This window comes from Moraxella oculi (assembly GCF_023336735.1).
GTDB lineage: Bacteria > Pseudomonadota > Gammaproteobacteria > Pseudomonadales > Moraxellaceae > Moraxella > Moraxella oculi.
In genome coordinates this window covers 140,142-162,015 of the sequence record NZ_JAMBAQ010000001.1, presented here as the reverse complement: position 1 = coordinate 162,015, position 21,874 = coordinate 140,142, and the positions used below count along the sequence as shown (strand labels likewise).

20 protein-coding genes are annotated in these 21,874 nt (G+C 42.7%); 7 read left to right on the top strand and 13 right to left on the bottom strand.

From position 1 onward, the window contains the following. Positions 1 to 81: 81 nt before the first annotated feature. Positions 82 to 297, bottom strand: coding sequence for a hypothetical protein (locus tag M2R47_RS00765; protein ID WP_249097570.1), 216 nt, complete (start codon positions 295 to 297; stop codon positions 82 to 84). 295 nt (positions 298 to 592) lie between these two features. Between M2R47_RS00765 and alaS the strand changes: the two genes are divergently transcribed. From alaS to lon, 7 genes are all read left to right on the top strand, one after another. Then, positions 593 to 3,250, top strand: coding sequence for an alanine--tRNA ligase (gene alaS, locus M2R47_RS00760; RefSeq protein WP_249097776.1), 2,658 nt, complete (start codon positions 593 to 595; stop codon positions 3,248 to 3,250). A gap of 184 nt (positions 3,251 to 3,434) precedes the next feature. Then, positions 3,435 to 4,721, top strand: coding sequence for an aspartate kinase (locus tag M2R47_RS00755; protein WP_249097568.1), 1,287 nt, complete (start codon positions 3,435 to 3,437; stop codon positions 4,719 to 4,721). Between the two features lie 158 nt (positions 4,722 to 4,879). Beyond that, the gene (gene csrA, locus M2R47_RS00750) at positions 4,880 to 5,128 is read left to right on the top strand and encodes a carbon storage regulator CsrA (protein WP_249097566.1); all 249 of its coding nucleotides are present in this window, start codon (positions 4,880 to 4,882) and stop codon (positions 5,126 to 5,128) included. Between the two features lie 21 nt (positions 5,129 to 5,149). Then, on the top strand, positions 5,150 to 5,494 hold the full coding sequence (locus tag M2R47_RS00745) for a HopJ type III effector protein (RefSeq protein WP_418001169.1): 345 nt from the start codon (positions 5,150 to 5,152) through the stop codon (positions 5,492 to 5,494). Positions 5,495 to 5,742: 248 nt separating this feature from the next. Then, positions 5,743 to 5,979 (top strand): 50S ribosomal protein L28, encoded by a 237-nt coding sequence (gene rpmB, locus M2R47_RS00740; protein ID WP_029102716.1) that lies wholly within the window; start codon positions 5,743 to 5,745, stop codon positions 5,977 to 5,979. A gap of 38 nt (positions 5,980 to 6,017) precedes the next feature. Further along, positions 6,018 to 6,173, top strand: coding sequence for a 50S ribosomal protein L33 (gene rpmG / locus M2R47_RS00735; RefSeq protein WP_003659281.1), 156 nt, complete (start codon positions 6,018 to 6,020; stop codon positions 6,171 to 6,173). A 297-nt stretch (positions 6,174 to 6,470) separates the two neighbouring features. Beyond that, positions 6,471 to 8,885, top strand: coding sequence for an endopeptidase La (lon, locus tag M2R47_RS00730; RefSeq protein WP_249097562.1), 2,415 nt, complete (start codon positions 6,471 to 6,473; stop codon positions 8,883 to 8,885). Between the two features lie 139 nt (positions 8,886 to 9,024). Here lon and M2R47_RS00725 read toward each other — a convergent pair whose 3' ends face one another. The 12 genes from M2R47_RS00725 to pyrH all read right to left on the bottom strand — a co-directional run bounded on the left by M2R47_RS00725 (position 9,025) and on the right by pyrH (position 21,787). Further along, positions 9,025 to 9,150 carry a methionine/alanine import family NSS transporter small subunit gene (locus M2R47_RS00725; protein ID WP_249097560.1) on the bottom strand — a complete coding sequence of 42 codons (126 nt, stop codon included), beginning with the start codon at positions 9,148 to 9,150 and terminating at the stop codon, positions 9,025 to 9,027. Next, positions 9,143 to 10,651, bottom strand: coding sequence for a sodium-dependent transporter (locus M2R47_RS00720; protein ID WP_249097558.1), 1,509 nt, complete (start codon positions 10,649 to 10,651; stop codon positions 9,143 to 9,145). The genes M2R47_RS00725 and M2R47_RS00720 overlap by 8 nt, the downstream gene beginning before the upstream one ends. 195 nt (positions 10,652 to 10,846) lie before the next feature. After that, on the bottom strand, positions 10,847 to 11,620 hold the full coding sequence (gene lpxA, locus M2R47_RS00715) for an acyl-ACP--UDP-N-acetylglucosamine O-acyltransferase (RefSeq protein WP_249097556.1): 774 nt from the start codon (positions 11,618 to 11,620) through the stop codon (positions 10,847 to 10,849). An 85-nt stretch (positions 11,621 to 11,705) separates the two neighbouring features. Further along, the gene (gene fabZ / locus M2R47_RS00710) at positions 11,706 to 12,227 is read right to left on the bottom strand and encodes a 3-hydroxyacyl-ACP dehydratase FabZ (RefSeq protein WP_249097555.1); all 522 of its coding nucleotides are present in this window, start codon (positions 12,225 to 12,227) and stop codon (positions 11,706 to 11,708) included. Positions 12,228 to 12,281: 54 nt separating this feature from the next. Further along, on the bottom strand, positions 12,282 to 13,298 hold the full coding sequence (gene lpxD, locus M2R47_RS00705; RefSeq protein ID WP_249097552.1) for a UDP-3-O-(3-hydroxymyristoyl)glucosamine N-acyltransferase: 1,017 nt from the start codon (positions 13,296 to 13,298) through the stop codon (positions 12,282 to 12,284). Beyond that, the gene (gene bamA / locus M2R47_RS00700) at positions 13,298 to 15,736 is read right to left on the bottom strand and encodes an outer membrane protein assembly factor BamA (protein WP_249097549.1); all 2,439 of its coding nucleotides are present in this window, start codon (positions 15,734 to 15,736) and stop codon (positions 13,298 to 13,300) included. Before bamA ends, lpxD begins: the two co-directional genes overlap by 1 nt. Positions 15,737 to 15,939: 203 nt before the next feature. Further along, positions 15,940 to 17,304: an RIP metalloprotease RseP gene (rseP, locus tag M2R47_RS00695; protein ID WP_249097547.1), complete on the bottom strand. Its 1,365-nt coding sequence runs from the start codon at positions 17,302 to 17,304 to the stop codon at positions 15,940 to 15,942. Next, a complete protein-coding gene (dxr, locus tag M2R47_RS00690) occupies positions 17,301 to 18,551 on the bottom strand; it encodes a 1-deoxy-D-xylulose-5-phosphate reductoisomerase (RefSeq protein WP_249097774.1) in 1,251 nt (416 codons plus the stop codon). Before dxr ends, rseP begins: the two co-directional genes overlap by 4 nt. Before the next feature lie 69 nt (positions 18,552 to 18,620). Continuing rightward, positions 18,621 to 19,469 carry a phosphatidate cytidylyltransferase gene (locus M2R47_RS00685; RefSeq protein ID WP_249097544.1) on the bottom strand — a complete coding sequence of 283 codons (849 nt, stop codon included), beginning with the start codon at positions 19,467 to 19,469 and terminating at the stop codon, positions 18,621 to 18,623. Next, a complete protein-coding gene (gene uppS / locus M2R47_RS00680) occupies positions 19,454 to 20,224 on the bottom strand; it encodes a polyprenyl diphosphate synthase (protein WP_418001168.1) in 771 nt (256 codons plus the stop codon). The genes M2R47_RS00685 and uppS overlap by 16 nt, the downstream gene beginning before the upstream one ends. 165 nt (positions 20,225 to 20,389) lie before the next feature. Further along, complete coding sequence (gene frr / locus M2R47_RS00675) at positions 20,390 to 20,944, bottom strand: ribosome recycling factor (RefSeq protein WP_249097540.1); 555 nt, start codon at positions 20,942 to 20,944, stop codon at positions 20,390 to 20,392. Positions 20,945 to 21,061: 117 nt separating this feature from the next. Then, a complete protein-coding gene (gene pyrH / locus M2R47_RS00670; protein WP_249097537.1) occupies positions 21,062 to 21,787 on the bottom strand; it encodes a UMP kinase in 726 nt (241 codons plus the stop codon). Positions 21,788 to 21,874 lie beyond the last annotated feature (87 nt).

Genomic DNA, 21,874 nt, shown 5'->3' with positions numbered 1-21,874 from the left:
CACCGTCAAAGTTGGCGGTGATTTTTTAAAACAAATCCAAAAAAAGTGGCATCATTGAGTCAAAAAGCACAACTTGCTTAATCACGCTTTTGACGATGGGTTGTCATCACTTGTCAACGCACTGGCCTTCTTAGTAACAATCATCGCCACTGGCAAGCTGATCAACGCACCAACAACCACCGCACCAACAATATGCACCGCCTTATCAAAGCCAGTAACAAAAGCAACAATCATTAAGATGCCAATGGTTACTGTAAAAGCGATTGAAAAAATTGCACTAAATAATGGTAAGTTCATCTTAATACCCCATTGATTGTGTGGAATGATATATTTATACAACTTTTTTGCCAAAATGTTAAGTGTTTTTACAAAAAATCCCTTAAATATTTTAGGGTTTTTACAAATGATCAAAAAATTGCGTAATTTTCTATGGATATCCTGATATTTAATGATTTTTATGCTAAAATTAAACATTTTCATTCATTGTTTTAATCATGCAATGCAACCCATTTATTGACATGTTAACATTGCCCACAATCAAGCAATCTGATTGAGATTTGCCAATATCAGCATAGGATTTTTTATGAAAACAATGCAACTTAATGAAGTGCGTCAAGCGTTTATTGATTTTTTTACCTCAAAAGGACACACGCCTGTACCCTCAAGCTCGCTTGTCCCGCACAATGATCCAACCTTACTATTCACCAATGCAGGTATGAATCAATTCAAAGATACCTTTTTAGGCTTGGAAAAAAGAGACTACACTCGTGCGGTAACCTCACAAAAATGCGTGCGTGCAGGAGGCAAGCACAACGACCTTGACAATGTCGGCTACACCGCTCGCCATCATACTTTTTTTGAGATGTTGGGCAATTTTAGCTTTGGCGATTATTTCAAAAAAGACGCCATCATTTTTGCTTGGGAGTTTTTAACCTCAGAACAATGGCTTGCCCTGCCCAAAGACCGCCTATATGTTACCGTCTATCATACCGACGATGAAGCCTTTGACATTTGGCATAAAGAGGTGGGCTTATCCACCGATCGCATCATTCGCATTGGCGACAACAAAGGCGGTGCTTATCAATCAGATAACTTTTGGGCAATGGGCGACACAGGTCCTTGCGGTCCTTGTACGGAAGTGTTTTATGATCACGGCGAACACATCTGGGGTGGACTGCCTGGCACGCCTGAAGAAGATGGCGACCGATTTGTAGAGATTTGGAATAATGTGTTTATGCAGTTTAACCGCCAAAAAGACGGTACGATGGAGCGACTACCCGCCCCAAGCGTAGACACAGGAATGGGGCTAGAACGCATATCTGCCATCATGCAAGGCGTGCATAGCAATTACGAAACGGGTACTTTTGTGCATTTGATGAATCATGCCAAAGACATCATCAACTTACCACAAGACACCAATGTGCAAGATGAGCCATCCCTAAAAGTGCTTGCTGACCACATCCGCTCGGTGGCATTTTTGATTGCTGATGGTGTTCGTCCAAGCAATGAAGGGCGTGGATATGTGTTGCGTCGCATCATTCGCCGAGCGGTTCGCCACGGCAATAAGCTTGGAGCAACCGACAGCTTTCTCTACCAAATCGTCCCTGCATTGGTAGAGCAGATGGGCGGTGCTTATCCACAGCTGGTTGAACAACAAGCAGAAATCCAAGCTGTCATTCAAAAAGAAGAAGAGCAATTTGCCAAAACCCTAGCACAAGGCTTGCGTTTGTTGTCAGGTGAGTTAAACAAACTTGAAAATGGATCAACACTTGATGGCAAGACCGTCTTTAAACTCTACGACACCTATGGATTTCCAGTTGACTTGACTGCCGACATTGCTCGTGAACGCAAAATCGATATCGATGAAGACGGCTTTGAAAAAGAAATGGAAATCCAGCGTGAGCGTGCCCGTGAAGCAGGCAAATTTGGCATTGATTATACCAACTTGATTAAAGTGGAGACGCCAAGCAAATTTGTGGGCTATGAACAACTACACGCCGATGGGCAAATTTTACAACTGTTTGCAGACGGCAAAGCGGTGGATACGCTGATTGAAGGTGATGAAGGCGTGGTGGTGCTTGACCAAACGCCCTTTTATGCCGAAAGTGGTGGTCAAGTGGGTGAGATTGGGCAGATGACCACCGCCACAGGCGTGTTTGTGGTAGAAGACACACAAAAATCAGGTGCAGGCATCATCCATTATGGGCGTGTGGCAATGGGCAAAATTAACACAAATCAAAACGCACTGTCAGAAGTGCGTGGCGATGTTCGTCTTGACAGTGCCAAAAACCACTCTGCCACTCATCTGCTGCACGCCAGTTTACAACAAGTCTTAGGCAATGGCGTGGCACAAAAAGGCTCGTTGGTATCCAGCCAGTTGCTGCGTTTTGATTTTTCTTATGACAAGCCAATCAGCGATGAAGAACTCATTCAAATTGAGACGATTGTTAATGAAAAAATCGCCCAAAACGACACTGTGTTGATTGAATATATGAACATCAATGACGCTAAGACAAAAGGAGCGATGGCGTTGTTTGGTGAAAAATATGGCGATGTGGTACGAGTACTTACAATGGGCAAAAATGCCGACCAAAGTGCTTTTTCTATTGAATTGTGTGGCGGTATTCACATCAAACAAACAGGCGATATTGGGTTATTTAAAATCGTCTCTGAAAGCGGTATTTCATCAGGCGTTCGCCGTATTGAAGCTTTGACAGGACTTGGGGCGTTGCGATACATTCAAGCAGGCGAAAAAGTACTAAACACCCTTACCCAAGAATTTAAAGCCAAACGAGAAGAAGTTTTGGAGCGTGTGCTTGTTTTGACTGAAAAAGTGAAAGATTCAGACAAACACATTGAAAAACTCACCCAAAAACTTGCCAGTTTTGAAGCCAAATCCTTAATGGACAAGACCGTTGATATTGCAGGCGTGCCTGTACTCATCGCCAAAGTGGATAACATGGACGCCAAAAGCCTAAGAAGCTTGGCAGACGACCTCAAATCCAAGCTGCATAACGGCGTGGTGGTCTTGGCAAGTGTGTCAGATGGCAAAATCGCACTCACCACAAGCGTGGGCAAAGAGTTGACCGCCAAGGTAAAAGCAGGCGACATCATCAAAAACTTATGTCAAAGCCTTGATGGCAAAGGTGGGGGTAAACCAGATTTCGCCCAAGGCGGTGCTAATGATGTGGCAAATTTGGATAAAGTATTGACAAATCTACAAGATGATTTATTCAATGCTTTGTCGTAATAGGCCGCATGAATATTTCAACCTTGACCAGGCTTTTGTCATGCCAAATGATGATTGCCTGGTCGTTTAGCAACTTTATGACCCAATCTGTCGTTTATTTTAACAACCAATTGGGTTATAATCTGCCAATTCTTATTCACAACCTTTGGGTTTTCTACCATTTTTTAACAAAAGGTAAACACAAATGGCGTTAATCGTACAAAAATACGGCGGAACTTCTATGGGTAATACCAGCCGTATCAAAAATGTTGCGGCTCGTGTCAAGCGTTGGCACGATCACGGTCATCAAGTGGTGGTGGTCGTCTCTGCCATGAGCGGCGAGACGAACCGACTGATTGCTCTGGCTCGTGAAATCAGCAATGATCCAGATGTGCGCGAATATGATCAAATGGTTGCTACTGGAGAACAGGTTTCTATCGCCCTACTTGCCATGGCCCTAAAAGATCTTGGCGTAAATGCCAAATCAATGACCGGTCGCCAAGTCGCCATCAAAACAGACGAAACTCATACCAAAGCACGCATTGAACACATTGACGCAGACAATCTAAAACAAGAGCTTGGTGAAGGCAAAGTACTGATCATCGCAGGCTTTCAAGGTGTGAATAAACACAATGATCTAACCACTCTTGGTCGTGGTGGCTCGGACACAACAGGTGTTGCGATTGCCGCTGCCATTGGTGCTGATGAATGCCAAATATACACCGATGTGGACGGTGTTTACACCACCGATCCACGAGTTACCTCAAAAGCCAAAAAACTCTCAAAAATCACTTTTGAAGAAATGCTAGAAATGGCATCTCTTGGTTCAAAAGTATTGCAAATTCGTTCGGTAGAGTTTGCAGGCAAATACAAAGTGCCTTTACGAGTGCTGTCAAGTTTTGATGAAGGTACTGATGGTGCTTTTGATGAAGATTTTAAACAAAATGTCGGTACTTTAATTACCGTTGACGAAGGAGATGACATGGAACGCGCTGTAATCTCAGGCATTGCCTTTAACCGTGATGAAGCCAAAATTTCTTTATTGGGCGTGCCTGATCGCCCAGGCATTGCCTCTGCCATTTTAAGCCCTATCGGCGCTGCCAATATTGAAGTGGATATGATCATACAAAATATCGCAGAAAACGGCGTTACTGATTTTAGCTTTACCGTGCCTCGTGGTGATTATGATAAAGCACTAAAAATCCTCACCGAAAAGGTCAAAGATGACATCAACGCCACCCAAATCATCGGTGATGACAAAGTCGTAAAAGTATCCATCGTAGGTGTCGGCATGCGTTCACATGCAGGCGTGGCAAGCAAAATGTTTGACACATTAGCATCTGAAAACATCAATTTACAAATGATTTCAACTTCAGAAATTAAAGTGTCCGTCCTGATTCAAGAGCAGCATCTTGAAAAAGCGGTTAAGTCCCTACACACTGCTTTTGGTTTGGATCGCAAAGACGGTGAGAGTAAAGTCGCTGGTCTATAACTTTATCGACTTGCATTCTTGTAAATTTTTAATACAAAAAATCTACACAACTCATTCCAAAACTTGCTGACAAAATACCCAAGGCGTTTTATAATATCAACTTGGGTATTTATTTTTTTGGGTTTTTATTTTACTGCAGATTCATGCAAGGAGCGATTATGCTAATCCTAACTCGTCGTGTCGGTGAGACTTTAATGATTGGTGATGAAGTCAGTGTGACTGTACTTGGTGTCAAAGGCAATCAAGTAAGACTTGGTGTCAATGCCCCAAAAGACATTGCGGTACACCGTGAAGAAATTTATCAACGCATTCAGCACGAACGCACAATGCAAGCACACATGAGCCACCTTGAACAAGGAAATTTTGCACCACCATCATTTGATGATGACGACTATTTCAACAGATAAGCCATTTTAATCTTAGATACAATCATGACAATAAGCATCTCAGCATTACTTCACGGCATTGAATCAGGAAAATTGCAGTTCTCTGATGTTATTGCTTTTATTGATAATAACCATATCTACACGAGAACCAAATTTCAAAATGGCGAATTGGTGAACGAGGCTGGTGTTAATGAAAACTCTGCTAAGGTATTTAGTCTGGCCAAACAACATGGTCTTAACCAGTCAGATACCTTAAAGCTGTTTGCTGAACATTACCAGTCCGTACTGAATAATCCTGATGGCACAGATCATGCCAACATTCGCAATTTCATGCATTACGGCTGGCAAGGCTTTCATATGTCAACGAATGCTATTTTAGCACGATGATTGTTTTTAACAATAATCGCCCATTTTATGAAAATTTGCTTGAAATATTGGCGGATTTCATCTATAATTTGAGCTTTAATTTTTCTGCCATTTCTTGCTTGTTGTCGCCTTTAACAACAAAAAAGAATGGTGCAACTTGATAGTTTGGTCAAATCTGTGTCATGTCCATACCATTTTTAAGACACCTTGCCCAAACGGCACAACCGATACCGCTCAATATCCGTGCCATGTTTTATTAGGAGTTCACCATGTCTCGCGTATGTCAAGTGACTGGAAAACGCCCGTTAGTGGGTAACAATGTATCACACGCCAATAACAAAACTCGTCGTCGTTTTTTGCCAAATCTACACAACCATCGTTTTTGGGTAGAGTCAGAAAATCGTTTCGTACGCCTTCGTGTATCATCTAAAGGTATGCGCATCATTGATAAACACGGCATTGATAAAGTTCTTGCTGATTTGCGTGCACAAGGTCAAAAAATCTGATCTAGATTTTCACGAAGACTATTTTTAAGGATACGACAATGAGAGATAAAATTAAGCTAGTTTCTACCGCTGGTACTGGTTATTTCTATACTACTACCAAAAATAAGCGTACCATGCCTGGCAAAATGGAAATCAAAAAATTTGATCCAAAAATTCGCCAACATGTTCTATTCAAAGAAGCTAAAATCAAATAAGCCCTCTTTTGAATAAAAAACAAGACCTCTACATCAGCGGTCTTGTTTTTTTATTTCTATCATGAAATCATATGGCAATGACGCTGATTTTGGCATAGGTATATTGATCACCATCAATTTTATCAGCACTCACCATGACCACAAGGCAGGAACTTCATAACCCTTGACAATATTTAACTATTTTATTAAAAAAATATCTTAGTATTTGCATAAAAGTCCATTCCAACACTTGCATTTTATGACAAACACCACCATAAATCATAAACACAAAAAATAACTTAAAAAAAGGAGCGCTTCATGACTGATGAAGTCCTAAATACCGCCCAAAATTTTCTGCCATTATTGGCAGTAAGAGATGTGGTTGTCTATCCACACATGCAGATTGCATTATTCGTAGGCAGAGAACAGTCCATCAAAGCCATAAAAAATGCCCAAGATGACTTTCATGAGCAAATCTTGGTTGTCTCACAAAAAGACTCGCTATCAGAAGACATTGACACTGACAATTTGTATGAATACGGCACGGTATGTCGCATCATCAGTACCATGCCTCATGAAAATGATGATTGCCTAAAAGTACTGATAGAAGGTTTGTATCGGGTCAAAATTGATGACATTGATGAATCATTGATGGCAACCTTTCATCAATCTCCCATCATCAACCCTTTATCAGATGATGAAAATGAAGCACACCGCGCCATCTTGCTTGAATTTTTTAATGAATATGCTGAAACAACGCTACGCAACGGCAGAGAAATCTTCCGTGTCGCTAAGCGAATTGACTCTCTGTTAGAACTCATCTATTTCATTGCAACTCGTGTTTCTATGAAGCTGGAGAACAAACAAAACCTCCTTGAAAATGATGACATCATGGCTCATTACCAAGCGTTGACGGAGTTTTTTACCAATAATAAGGCCGAGCGTAGCTTAGAACACGAATTACAGGACACTGTTCGTAAGCAAATGGAAAACAATCAGCGTGAGTACTTCCTAAATGAAAAAATGAAAGCCATCAAATCTGAACTGTCTGATTTGAATGACGGTGCTGATGATGAAGATGGCGAATTGGAAAAACGCCTAAAAGAGGCCGACTTGCCTGATGATGTGCGTAAAAAAGCAACCAATGAGTTTAAAAAACTCAAACAAATGCCATCAAACTCATCAGAAGCGTCTGTCGTGCGTGGTTATGTGGAGTGGATTTTAGACACGCCGTGGAATAAAAAAAGTAAATCTTCCATCAATTTAAAGAAAGCCAAAGGCATTTTAGATCAAGATCACTATGGTCTGAACGATGTTAAAGACCGCATTTTAGAATATTTGGCCGTGCAATCTCGAGTCAAAAAAATGCGTGGCCCAATCTTATGCTTAGTTGGCCCTCCAGGTGTTGGAAAAACATCATTGGGTGAATCCATTGCCAAGGCCACAGGGCGTAAGTTTGTTCGTATGGCACTGGGCGGAGTGCGTGATGAAGCAGAAATTCGAGGGCATCGTCGCACCTACATCGGAGCCATGCCTGGCAAGATTGTACAAAGCCTTGCCAAGGTCGAAGTTAAAAACCCGCTATTTTTGCTTGATGAAATTGATAAGATGGCACAGGATTTCCGCGGGGATCCAGCATCCGCCTTGCTTGAAGTACTTGATCCTTCTCAAAATAACAGTTTTAACGATCATTATCTTGACTTGGATTTAGACTTGTCTGAGGTGATGTTTATTTGCACCGCCAACAGCATGGACATTCCGCCAGCACTACTTGATCGCATGGAAGTCATCAGACTGCCAGGATATACTGAAGACGAAAAACTTTCAATCGCAAAAAAATATCTGACTCCAAAAGCACTTGAACAAAATGGCATTGGTGCAAAAGAGCTAAATATCAGTGATGAAGCCATCACAACCATCATTCGCCATTACACGCGCGAGGCAGGCGTGCGTAATTTGGAGCGTGAGATTAACAAAATCAGTCGCAAGGCTGTACGCTCGCAAGTCGAAACTTATGGCGTTAAACCAAAACAAGGCACCGTCATCAAAAAAATCACCTTGACAAATGACAACATCGCTGATTATTTAGGTGTCAAACCATTTGACTACGGTCTTGCTGAAAAAGAACCAGAGATCGGCCGCATCACAGGTTTGGCGTGGACTTCGGTAGGTGGGGAATTACTCACCATTGAAACTGCGACGATGCCTGGCAAAGGAGAGTTTATATTTACAGGCTCCCTTGGTGATGTCATGAAAGAATCCATTCGTGCTGCCATGAGTGTCGCTCGTGCGAATGGCAAACGCTTTGGGATCAGTCATGACAAAATCAAACAAACCGACATTCATGTGCATATGCCAGAGGGTGCGACACCCAAAGATGGTCCTTCTGCTGGCATCGCCCTGACCACCGCTCTCATTTCGGCATTCACAGGCATTGCCATTCGCCCTGACATTGCCATGACAGGAGAGGTAACATTGCGTGGTAAGGTGCTGCGTATTGGCGGACTAAAAGAAAAGCTGCTGGCAGCACATCGAGGTGGTATTAAGCATGTTTTAATACCAAAGTCCAATGAGCGAGATTTGGCAGAAATTCCCGATAATGTCAAAGAAGGATTAAAAATTCAGTCGGTTGAGACGATTGATGAAGTGCTTCAAGCCGCACTGATCGCACCACTCATACCCTTAACGCCTGTACTCAACACACCCAGTGAGGAACATGCTTTAAGAAACTGACAATAAAAAAAATAAGACCAGTTACCATGGTCTTATTTTTTTATCATTAGTATCAGTTAAGACAATGCGAATGACCTTTTAGATAATAATCAATCAAGTGCGTAAAACACACACCAAGCCTATGTGTGTTTTTAAGGCATCATTCATTTGGTATCTGATCCATGTCAATATCAGGGTTGTTAAGCAGATGGATGAAAGATAAGATCAGCCCACCCCAAATAATGACCAATGCAACAATCATTAATGTCATTGCTGTATTATTCATGATAATCTCCTTTTAGTTCATCATGCGAAACATGACCTTTTAGTTTGGTCAGTATCATTCCTCCAATGGCAAAAAATACCACCATACCCCAACCAAAGATGACTTGCGTCATGAAATCATAATCGCCATAACCTTTTGTCAATAGTGATTTTAAGCTTAAAAAAAGCGCAGCGATGAGTGAAATTGGGGTAACAATTGTCAAAACAAATACCCAGCCTGCACCCAGCTTAAAACTAGAAATGCTGTTAATATGGCGAATCAAACGATCCAACAACCCACGATTTAACCATGTTACCCAAATGATTGATAAAATGGCACCAAATACCACGCCGATATTATTAGCAAAATGATCAATCACATCAACAAAGGTCAGTGCTGTTTTTGTGGAAAACAGCAAAATTGAAATGGCTGCAGATATGCCACCAATGACAGTCACGGCTTTTTTATGCGACCATCCAAATTTATCTTCAACTGCTGATATTGGCACCTGTATGATACTCGCCATTGAAGTCAGACCTGCCACAAACAGCGAGGTAAAAAATAGCACACCAATGATGGGGCCAGCATCTCCCATGGTTGAAATGATTTTTGGAAATGCCACGAAAGCAAGACCAATGCCTCCAGAAACCACTTCAGAGACTGGCTTGCCAGATGCCACTGCCATAAAACCAAGCACAGAGAAAATGCCCAAACCTGCTAAAATTTCAAACGATGAATTGGCAAAACCCACCACCAAGCCTGATCCAGTTAGGTTGGCATTGCGCTTTAGATAAGAGGCATATGTTACCATGGCTCCAAAGCCAATCGACATTGAAAAAAACACATGTCCATATGCAGCAAGCCAAACTTTTGGGTCTTTCATCATTGACCAATTCGGTGTGAACAACGCATTAAGACCTTCAGCAGCACCAGGCAAACGCACCGCTTGAATCACCATGACAAGAAACATCACCACCAGCAACGGAATGAAAATCTTATTGGCAATCTCAACACCCTTGCGGATGCCACCATACATGATGAATAATACGATTGCCCACACTGCACTAAGCATGATGAACAAGCTAGGAACGATGGTAAAATCCAAGCCAGATCCCCTTTGTAGATATTGATGATAAAAAAAGCTTTCAGCATCCCCACCCCATGCCTGATTAAAAGCATAGATTGTGTATTGACCCGCCCAACTCAATACTGATGCGTAATAGATGCCAATGACACTACAAACAAGCACTTGCCACCAACCCACAAACTCCGCAGATTTTTTCATACGACCATAAGCAGTTGGAGGTGCGCCACGGTATTTTTGACCGATCGTATAATCCAAAAACAATAAAGGAAAACCTGCTGTCGCTAATGCGATCAGATAAGGAATGATGAAAGCGCCACCACCATTTTCATACGACACATAAGGAAAACGCCAAATATTTCCCAAGCCCACTGCCGAACCAATAGCAGCCAAAATAAATCCAGAGCGCGTCGACCAACTTTCTCGCTGTGCAGACATAACCTCTCCTTAATGATTCTTATTGTTCATCGTCAATGACTATAGAGTCAAGCGACACCATTTACGAATATGATGAGATATTAATATTTCATCAACTTAAGCTGATAGTTTGTTTCATTCCGTCAAGAATGTCAAATAAATAAAAATAAATAAACCCATAACGCATAATTATGGGTTTATCATAACTTGGTGTTATCAACGAATAAGTCCACGCCGACTGTTTTTTAGCGAATCAATGAATAATTGAACTTTTTGTTCACTAGGCAGTAGTTTTTCAAGCTCAATTAACGCCTCTTGACGAATCAGTCCTGAACGAAAAATCACACGATAGGCATCATTGAGTACTCCAATCGTCTGAGAAGACCAACCTTTGCGTCTCATGCCTTCCTTATTAATGCCATGCGTTTTGGCAGGATTTCCTGAAACCATCGTAAATGCCGCCACATCTTTCAAGATGAGACTTGCTCCACCAATCATGCTATAATCATCAATGCGACAAAATTGGTGTATCCCTGATTGACCGCCAATAATGACATGATTACCAATATGACCATGCCCTGCCACACCAACATTATTCGCAAGCACATTATGATCACCAATGATACAATCATGTGCAATGTGCGTATTTACCATAAATAGATTATGACTACCAATCTTAGTCAAACTTCCATCTTGTGCTGTACCACGATGAAAAGTACAAGCCTCTCGAATGCGGTTGTAATCACCGATTTCAAGATGGGTCAGCTCTCCTGCATACTTTAAGTCTTGAGGATCTTCACCAATGCTGGCAAATTGATAGATTTCATTATGTTTGCCAATCTTGGTATTGTCGCCGACAACCACATGACTTTTTAGAGTGGTGTGCGCACCGATTACGCTGTTCTTACCAATGATACAATAAGGACCAACGATGGCAGTTTCATCAACGATGGCAGTTTCATCAACGATGGCAGTTGGGTGAATATTCATAATTTTCCCAAATTAAAGACGGTATGTTTGCTCTTTTGATAACACTAAAAAATTTAAGCAGATTGATGGCATCGTGTATGAATGCTCATAAGTCAGCCACTTTCTGACGAGCAATCATAATCTCAGCACTGCACGCAAGCTCACCATCAACATGAGCAGTGCATTCAAACTTATAAATCTCTCGAACATTTCGAGTGGCTTTTGAGCGGATTACTAAGGCATCCCCTGTGCTAACCAATTTTTTAAAGCGCACTTTATCTACTCCAGCAAACAGATACAAGTAACCATTTTCAGAAGTTTGACCTGCACTGACAAAGCCCAAAATACCAGATAGCTGAGCCATCGCCTCCACCATCAACACGCCAGGCATGACTGGATTATCAGGGAAATGTCCATTAAATAACTCTTCGTTGATTGTGATGTTCTTATAACCTGTGATCCACTGATTTGGTACACAAGCAGTTACACGATCGATCAGCATGAATGGATAGCGGTGTGGCAGATAGTGCTTGATCTGGTCATACTTCATTGGTAGCTTCACGCCCCGCTCACTTAACGCATCCCAGTCTTCTTGGGTCAGCAATTCTGTATCAATGGTGGTGTTCATGATGATTTATCCTCATTAAAAAATGGTGCCAAATGTTATATTGCTTGATACTGATTATTTATCGCCAGACTGACGAAATTTCACGGCCGCTCGTCGCCAATTCATTGACGGCATGGCACTCGTACCAGATGAATAACTGCCCGATTGCTTAATGTGATTGGTAACCATTGTCATGCCTGTCAAGGTTACATTATCCGCAATGGTTAAATGCCCTGCAATGCCTACCGCACCACCAATAATGCAGTTTTTACCGATACGAGTACTGCCAGCAATGCCAACTTTTGCTGCAATCGCCGTTCCATCTGATATATGCACATTATGGGCGATTTGTACCAAATTGTCTATGATGACATGATTTCCAATGACCGTATCGCCCACCGCTCCACGGTCAATGCAAGTATTACTTCCGATGCGGACATCATCACCAATGATAACCCTACCAAGCTGAGCAATGCGTTGCCATGCCACACCATCTTCAACAGAATAAGGGGCAAAGCCAAAGCCCTCCGAGCCGATACTTGCACCTGAATGAACAGTTACTCTATCACCAAGCTTGCAGTGGTGAGCAATCACAACATGATGAGCGATGCAAGCATCATCTCCAATGACGACACCATCTTCTATCATAACGCCTTGACCAATCACACAGCCAGAACCAATGCACACATTCTCACCAATGACGGCATACGCCCCAACCGACACATTCGCACCTAAAGTGGCAGTTGAGGTAATGATGGCGGTAGGATGAATGTCGCATCTGACAGGCGAGTAGGCAAATAATGTACTGACTGAAGCGTATGCCAAATACGCATCTTTCACCACAATCGCACAAGCCCCACCAGGCACTTGGCATGCAAACTGATCACTGACAATGATGACCCCTGCCAATGTGGTTGCCAAGTCTTTTGCATATTTTTTGGCAGATAAAAATGAAAGGGCGTCTTTATCAGCAGTCGACAAATCAGCCACACGACTGACCGAACGCTGTAAATCGGACGCATCGAGTGCTGACTTGTTGAGTACCGCCTGCTTTTGCTCAATGGCATTGACCAAACATGAGACGCTGATCATTAAAAGACACTGCCAATTTGGAATTGTACTTTTTCCGTTTCATCAGTTTGTTTGCTGTTGATTGGCTTAGAATAACTGATGGATAAAGGGCCGATTGGTGTGTACCATGTCGCACCAACACCAGCACTGTAACGCAACTGCTTATCTTGCTCCAAAAGCGGATAGTTGGTAGGCTGTGCCAAACCATTGGTCAGTGTTTTTAAGTCAACTTTCTGCTTATCCATACCCGTTGTATCAAAAACTTGACCGCCCTCAAAGAATACTACTGGACGCACCTGATCCACCCAATCACCCTTAAATGGCATCGGCAAAATCAGCTCTGCACCAAAAGTTGCCAACGCATTACCGCCGACATTTTCACCAAGTCTGTATCGCTTGCCAATGCTGGCGACACTATAAGACTGTGAGCGAGGGCCTAAGCTTGAAGCATTGTAGCCACGCACAGATCCGTAACCACCTGCATAGAAGTTTTCATAAAACGGCAAATTTTTTCCATAGCCCAAGCGAGTATAACCACGAATGATACTGCCTTTCCAAAACGGCACATAAACATTGCCTGAGTAGACTGCCTTTTGGTAAGTTCTGTCACCAAAACCCAATGTCAAATCCACATCATGACTCATGCCTTTGGTAGGAAAGACAGGCTTATCCAAGCTTGAATAACTCCACCCCAATGTCGCACTGTATGAAGTGTAGTTTTTGTTAAAGCCTGTATTTACTATCTCACCCCTATCGTTTCGATAAGGCGTGATACCACCACCGTCTTCGATCAATTGCTTAACATTACTGATGGCCATGCGATTACCACCTTTCACCCCAGTTTTGTCAAAATTGACACCAGCGATGATGCGTTGGTTCTCATTGATGGGGTAGCCATAACGCAGACTGGCACCATGCGAATCTAGGACATAGCCACTAATGTTTTTACTGTCGTATTTTGTTTTGCGGTAATAAGCGTTCAGGCTTTGAGACACGCCATTTTCAGTAAAATAAGGGTTGGTCATGCCAAGACTGTACACATCTCGAGTTGCAGAGCGAGAAAACGATGTATTGACACGATTGCCAGTACCCATGAAGTTAGATTGGGATAATTCCAGTTGGAAAGTCAAGCCTCCTGATTGGCTATAACCCACCGCAATGGTGGAAGACCCCGATGGCTGCTCTTCAACAGTAAAGTTAATGTCCACTTGATCGGGCGTGTTTGGTACAGGAACGACCTGTGCTTGTACATCTTTAAAGAAACCTGTACGCATCAAGCGCGCACGAGACAGTTGAATCTTACTATTCGATGCCAATGCTCCCTCAAGCTGACGCATCTCACGACGCAACACCTCATCTTTGGTCTTAACATTGCCACGAAAATTAATACGACGCACATACACAGGACGAACAGGGTCTATATAATAATCAATATCTACCGTATGTGTCGCATCATCAATACGCATGACTGGTCGAATCTGAGCATAATAATAGCCATCATCACCGAACTTTTGGGCAATGCTGGCAGTTACAGCTTCAAGCTTGCTTTGTGAGTAACCTTCACCCTCTTTGAATGCAACCAAATCATTAAGCTCATCAAGTCCATAAGTCACATCACCTAAGAACTGAACTTTACCAAAATTGTATCGTTCACCTTCGGTAAGAGCAACCTCAATGAACACTTTATTTTTATCTTCATCAATGGACAGATTTGAGTCATCAATTTTAAAACGCACAAATCCTTCGTTAAGATACAAAGCACGCAAGGACTCAAGACTTGCATTGAGTTTTTCTTGGGTATAACGATTGGCTTTGGATAATGGATTGACCACTTTATCTTTCAGTGCCATTTTATCCTTGATGTCGTCATCGCTAAAATAATGATTACCAATGATGTTAACATCAACAATTTTTGCAGGTTTACCCTCGGTAAACTCAATATCCAGCTTAACACGATTGCCATCTAGCTTGGTTTGCTTAACTTGAATGTCGCTATTATAGTAGCCTTGTGAAATGTATTGATTTTTAAGTTCATTTTCAATCGTCGTAACGGTTGATTGCTTTAAGACATTTCCAACAGCAAGACCAGTGGCTTTTAAGCCCTCTTCAAGTCCATTTTTAGGAATGAGTCGATTACCCTTGAAATTAATTTCAGCAATGATTGGTCGTTCAGTCACATAAAACACCACTCGATCGCCGTCCACCGCCGCTTGCACATTTGAGAAGTTGTCGGTGGCATACAGTGCACGAATACTATCAGCAAGCATCTCATCTGTCACGCTTTGACCCAAACGAATCGGCAGTGCCATTTGCAAGCTATCAGCCGTCACACGCTCAAGACCAGAAATGGCGATGTCATTGGCAACAAAAGTAGCCGCATGTGCAGAGTTCGCCATTGCCATGATGACCGCTGCTGTGATTGAAGTGGTTACAAAACCTGAAAATTTAGGCATACGCATAGAGTCATTCCACGATTAAAATCAGTTAAAAGTCAAAAAACACACCATCACTTCACCAAAACACCAAAGATGATGAACGAAGCGACTGTGCAGTGTTCATGGTTGTGCTAAATTAAGCGAAAAACACAATTTTAGCAACCCCCAAAAGAGAGTTATTTGCAATTTTTTGATATTTTCAGACAAATTTGCAAAATCACACTCACTTAGCCAAACAAGCGTACGATATCGTTACCAATCGCAAGTGCCATGAAACATAAAAGCAAGGTAAAACCCAAGCGAAGTCCAAGCAGTTGTGCTTTTTCGCTCATTGGTTTGCCAAAAATCAATTCATAAGTATAATACAACAAATGACCGCCATCAAGAACTGGAATGGGCAACAGATTCATCACTGCCAAACTAAGGCTGATGATTGCTGCTGTTGATAACACTTGTTGCCAGCCAATCTCAAAGCTTGTTTTAGAAATTTCAGCAATGGTGATGGGACCTGAAATGTGTTCAATGCCAATCATTCCCAAGATCATTTTTTTAATGCTGTCAATCGTCATTTTTGCCAAATCATAAGTCTTAACAAATGATTTAGTCAGTGCCTGCATGGGAGTCAAATCGACTGTCATGACATAATCGGCAGGTATGGTGCGTTTTGCATCATACGCCACTTTCACACCGATTTGCCCCACTTTTTGTCCATGCACCGACACCCTTTTAGGCATCACCTTGATGGTCATTGTCTTTGCATCACGCAAAACTTCAAAATACAGCATTTTTTCAGGGCTATTACGGATGATTGATGTGGCATCAATCCAGTTATCAATCTTAACGCCATCAATGCTTAGTATCCGATCACCAACCTTCAAACCCATTAAAGCCGCAGCACCATCTGGCACGATTTCTGACAACACAGGTTCAATCACAGGCTGATAAGGCAAGGCTCCAAAGCTTGTGATGGCGTCTTGATTCGTCTGCTTGCCTTGCATGAACTTCTTAATTGACACAGACTTTTGAGTGGATTGACCATCTTTTTGGATGGTGATGTCAATGACACCCGTCTCCCCCATACGACTTGCTAAGGCATAATTGATGTCTTCCCAAGTAGCAACTGACTGACGATCAACCGCAGTGATTTTCTCGCCTGCCAGTAAAACCTGTGCAGCAGGCGTGTTAGCAACGATCTTACCAATTCGTGTGTTCAACTGCTCAGATGGCTGTAAAAATAACACAAAAAACAGTGCAATGGTAATGATGAAATTCATCAAAGGGCCTGCAATGACAATCGCCATCTTTTTTAGCGGATGCTGATTGTTAAAGGCCAAATGACGCTCATTGTCTTTAACTTGACCTTCTGCTTCATTAAGCATCTTCACATAGCCACCCAAGGGAATGGCAGAAATGCGATAATCAATACCAGATTTTTTGCTTTTCCAACCAATCAATTTTGGCCCAAAGCCGATTGAATAAGTCAACACCTTAACGCCACACAGTCTTGCGACGATATAATGACCCCATTCATGTAGGGCGACGAGTGGTCCTAGCACACAGACGGCCGCCAAAAACATCCATATCGCTGTCATTGAATATCCTCATCATTCATGCTCACACGATCAATGATCGAGCAAGCCCTTTGACGCACTCTCTTATCCATCGATATGATCTCTTCTAAAGTTGTAAAGTCATCATCATAATACATCGCCAATGCGTCATCATCTAGGCACATTTTTACAATGGTCGCAATGTCCGTTAGGCAAATACGCTCATCTAAAAAAGCCGCCACCGCCACCTCATTGGCAGCATTTAGCGTAATGCACGCACCTGTACCACGCCTAGCTGCAAAGCGTGCCAATTTCAATGCCACAAATTTTTCCAAATCAGGTTTAATAAAATTCAGATGAGACAAAGCATACAGATCAAGCGGTTGCACACCTGTGTCAATGCGGTTTGGGTAAGCCAGTGCATGTGCAATCGGCGTTCTCATGTCAGGACTACCAAGCTGTGCTAAAAACGAACCATCAACATACTGCACCAAAGAATGCACCACACTATTGGGGTGAATGACGATCTGGATACGGTCTTCTGGCAAGTTAAACAAATGACAAGCCTCAATCAATTCAAGACCTTTATTCATCATGGTTGCACTATCAATGGAGATTTTTTGACCCATGGACCAATTAGGGTGTCTGATCGCATCCGCAATACTTGCTTTTTTCATCTCATCAATGCTTTTGTGCAAAAAACCACCGCCAGATGCTGTAAGCCAAAGCGTTTGAATGCCATGGCACTCATCATGAATGCAGCGATTATCCATTTGCACCGATTTTGGCAAACATTGAAAAATCGCATTATGCTCACTGTCAATTGGCAAAATCACCGAGCCTGATCTGCGAGCTGCCGCCATGACCAAATGACCTGCCATGACAAGCGATTCTTTATTGGCAAGCAAGATTCTTTTACCCAAGCGAGCTGCTGTCAAAGTAGATGACAGACCTGCCGCCCCAACAATTGCAGCCACAACAGTATCTACCTGAGGCAAGCTTGCGATGGCGTCCAATCCATCATCTCCTGAAAGCACAGTTGGCGATAAGCCAAGCTCTTTTAATCGTTGGCGAAACTCCGCCAATTTGTCTTTTGAAACACAGACAAACTCTGGGCGAAACTCTTGGCATAATAGCAACAGCTTATCAATACGAGAATGCCCAGATAACGCCACTAACCGATATCGATCTGGATACAATCGCAATATTTCAAGAGTACTATCGCCAATAGAGCCTGTCGCCCCAAGCACAGCCAATCTTTGTGGTCGCTCATATTGCCACTCAGACATCAAAGCACCATCAACGCCCAAATCATCAGTCATCGCCATCATCATTTAAATCATCATTCACTCTTCAACTCACAACATATCAGCCAAAGTTGCCATATATGTCGTCATCCATACTTCGCCAAATACACCCAATTCAAGCAATATCCAAAAGCCCAATGCAAACACTGGCGTGGCAGATAATAAGCTGTCAATACGATCAAGTACCCCACCATGACCTGGTAGTATGTTGCCAGAATCCTTAATGTTCGCACGGCGTTTTAACATAGATTCAAACAAATCACCAAGCACGCTCACACCCACCGTCAACGCCGATAAAACCAAAAACCAAAATAGCGCCATGCCAGACAGCTGTAAATACACCCCCACAATGGTTGCCACCATACCTGCCGTCAACAGTCCGCCAAACAACCCCTCAAATGATTTATTTGGCGAGACATTTGGAGCCATCTTTCGCCGACCAAATTTACGACCAACAAAATACGCACCACTGTCAGCACACCACACCAATAGAAATACATACATCAGCCACCAAGGCGACATTTGCCAAAGCCCATACATTGCCGTGATGGCAGCAGTCAAAATCACACCGCCCATATATGCCAAGCGACGACCGTACCAGCTTTCTTTTTTCGGATATTGCTTAACCCACATCGTCGCCATGCCCCAGATGATCATTGACAACCCCCACCAAAACACCCAAGTCTGCGGTAAAAATACCGACATCATGGTTAGTATGAAGGTAATGGTCATAAAAGTGATTGGACTGCCCCACTTTGGCATGAGTTTAGTCCATTCATGAGCGGCAATCAGTACGCCTGCTGACAATAATGGAATCACAAAAATTGGTGTCTGACTGGCAAATAATGCAAAACCAACTATCAACACTAGGACAATCGCTGTTTTTATTCGTTGCCACATGACTCAACACCCTTTAAATTATCACCAGCAATCTGCTCGCTTGTTCTACCAAAACGGCGTTCACGATTGACAAATTCTTGCACCATTGCATCAAGCTCACTGACATCAAACTCTGGCCACAGCGTCGATGTAAAAAATAGCTCTGCATAAGCGGCTTGCCATAGCAAAAAATTAGAAATGCGGTAGTCGCCGCCTGTGCGTATTAACATATCAACAGGTGGACAATCTGAGAGTTGAACATGATTGGCCAGCATGTACTCGTCAATCTCATCAGCATTGATTTGCCCTGCACTCACCTTTTGAGCAAGTGTTTTGGTAGCCGTAGCAATGTCCCATTTTCCACCATAACTGATGGCGATGACCAGTGTCATCGCCTCAAAATGAGCAGTCTGCCTTTCAGCGTCTTCCATGAGTTTTACCAAATCAGATGACAACCCACTTCTATCACCAATGAACCGAAGGCGAATGCGATAGCGATTCATGCGCGGCATTTGTTCATAAATGGTTTGAGACAGCAGTCGCATGAGTAGCTCAACCTCTGATTTGGGTCTTGCCCAGTTTTCTGAGGAAAAAGCAAACACCGTCAGTACTTGTACGCCATATGCCAAACACCGTTCAACAATAGGATTAAGGGCATCTTTACCCTTGATGTGCCCCTGCCCTGTGGCAAGATTTTGGGATCTGCCATAGCGATTATTTCCATCCATGATGATGGCAATATGCTTAGGCATATTAGTAGATGAAGGCATGGTGATCGTTGACATAAGTTTTATAACACAGGGTGAATCATCAGATTGTTAATAAAAAAAGTAAAGACCTACGCCAAACCTGTTCAAAACTAACATTAATTTTGAAACCTGCGTAAGTCTTTTGTGTGTGCATCATCTTATCATATGACTCATGATTGATGTCAGCATGAATCACACTTCCATCAGCTCACTTTCTTTTTTGGCAAGGCGTGCATCGATGGTTTTGATGAAATCATCTGTCAACTTTTGAATGTCGGTTTCGGCACGACGCTCATCATCTTCACTCACTTCCTTGTCCTTAACCAGTTTTTTGATGTCTCCTAGCATATCACGGCGAATGTTACGCACAGACACGCGTGCCGACTCTGCATCTGAACGAGCCAGTTTTTGCATGTCGCGACGAGTCTCCTCTGTCAAAGCTGGCATTGGCACACGAATCACATCGGCAGTCATTGGATTCAACCCCAAATCAGCTTCACGGATTGCCTTATCCACCGCCTGCACCATAGAACGATCAAACGGCTGCACCAATAGCGTACGATTGTCCTCAACATTGACACTGGCAACTTGATTAAGTGGCATATCAGAGCCATAATAACTCACCATCACACCAGACAAAATGCCTGGATGTGCACGCCCTGTTCGCAGCTTACTAAAAGCAGCTTCCAAGGCATCTAGTGATTTTTGCATGCGACTTTCGCCGTCTTTTTTAATATCGTGAATCATGAATCACTCCTTCCATTTTAAATAAGTATTAACTGTAAATGACTGGCAGCTTGATTTAAATCAACATCAATATTTTTAGCCATGTATGACACCATCATACAAAGACATCACACTTGCCTAGTGATACACTCGAGTGCCTTCTGCCTCGCCCATCACAACATTCAATAAAGCATTAGGCTTATTCATATCAAATACCTGCAATGGCACATTGTGCTCACGACAAAGTGCAATGGCGGTCAAATCCATCACACCCAATTTCTTCTCAAGCACTTCATCAAAAGACAAGCTGTCATATTTTACCGCATCCTCATGAATGCTTGGATCTTTATCGTACACACCATCAACCTTGGTGGCTTTTAAAATCAAACCAGCCTCAATCTCAATGCCACGCAAGCAAGCTGCCGTATCGGTGGTAAAAAAAGGATTGCCCGTACCTGCCACGAAAATACATACCTCACCATTATTAAGATGACGAATGGCATCACGGCTAGAATACGGTTCACCAATCGTTGAGATGGCGATCGCTGACATCAGACGCGTGGTAATGTTGCGACGCACCAGGGCATCACGCATGGCAAGACCGTTCATCACCGTGGCAAGCATGCCCATTTGATCACCCGTCACACGACCAACCAAACCTTCTTTTTGCAGTGTTGAGCCACGGTATAGATTGCCACCACCAACAACAATGCCCACCTGCACACCCAAACCACGCAAATGAGCGATTGACAAACTCATTTGGTCCAAAATGGACGCATCAATGCCCATATCACGACCACCTGCCAGTGCTTCACCAGAAAGCTTCAATAAAATACGCGAAAATTTTGGATTTTTATCAGACATAGCTACCCCACTTGAATGAATTGAACAAACCTGTCCAAAACTCACAGATAAATTTTGATGATTTTATCACACTTTGAAGGGTTTTGA

Excerpts from the sequence above, each read along its gene's own strand:
- M2R47_RS00765 (WP_249097570.1), bottom strand. The coding sequence starts at position 297 with ATGAACTTACCATTATTTAGTGCAATTTTTTCAATCGCTTTTACAGTA.
- alaS (WP_249097776.1), top strand. The coding sequence starts at position 593 with ATGCAACTTAATGAAGTGCGTCAAGCGTTTATTGATTTTTTTACCTCA.
- M2R47_RS00755 (WP_249097568.1), top strand. The coding sequence starts at position 3,435 with ATGGCGTTAATCGTACAAAAATACGGCGGAACTTCTATGGGTAATACC.
- csrA (WP_249097566.1), top strand. The coding sequence starts at position 4,880 with ATGCTAATCCTAACTCGTCGTGTCGGTGAGACTTTAATGATTGGTGAT.
- rpmB (WP_029102716.1), top strand. The coding sequence starts at position 5,743 with ATGTCTCGCGTATGTCAAGTGACTGGAAAACGCCCGTTAGTGGGTAAC.
- rpmG (WP_003659281.1), top strand. The coding sequence starts at position 6,018 with ATGAGAGATAAAATTAAGCTAGTTTCTACCGCTGGTACTGGTTATTTC.
- lon (WP_249097562.1), top strand. The coding sequence starts at position 6,471 with ATGACTGATGAAGTCCTAAATACCGCCCAAAATTTTCTGCCATTATTG.
- M2R47_RS00725 (WP_249097560.1), bottom strand. The coding sequence starts at position 9,150 with ATGAATAATACAGCAATGACATTAATGATTGTTGCATTGGTCATTATT.
- M2R47_RS00720 (WP_249097558.1), bottom strand. The coding sequence starts at position 10,651 with ATGTCTGCACAGCGAGAAAGTTGGTCGACGCGCTCTGGATTTATTTTG.
- lpxA (WP_249097556.1), bottom strand. The coding sequence starts at position 11,620 with ATGAATATTCACCCAACTGCCATCGTTGATGAAACTGCCATCGTTGAT.
- fabZ (WP_249097555.1), bottom strand. The coding sequence starts at position 12,227 with ATGAACACCACCATTGATACAGAATTGCTGACCCAAGAAGACTGGGAT.
- lpxD (WP_249097552.1), bottom strand. The coding sequence starts at position 13,298 with ATGATCAGCGTCTCATGTTTGGTCAATGCCATTGAGCAAAAGCAGGCG.
- bamA (WP_249097549.1), bottom strand. The coding sequence starts at position 15,736 with ATGCGTATGCCTAAATTTTCAGGTTTTGTAACCACTTCAATCACAGCA.
- rseP (WP_249097547.1), bottom strand. The coding sequence starts at position 17,304 with ATGACAGCGATATGGATGTTTTTGGCGGCCGTCTGTGTGCTAGGACCA.
- dxr (WP_249097774.1), bottom strand. The coding sequence starts at position 18,551 with ATGTCTGAGTGGCAATATGAGCGACCACAAAGATTGGCTGTGCTTGGG.
- M2R47_RS00685 (WP_249097544.1), bottom strand. The coding sequence starts at position 19,469 with ATGTGGCAACGAATAAAAACAGCGATTGTCCTAGTGTTGATAGTTGGT.
- frr (WP_249097540.1), bottom strand. The coding sequence starts at position 20,944 with ATGATTCACGATATTAAAAAAGACGGCGAAAGTCGCATGCAAAAATCA.
- pyrH (WP_249097537.1), bottom strand. The coding sequence starts at position 21,787 with ATGTCTGATAAAAATCCAAAATTTTCGCGTATTTTATTGAAGCTTTCT.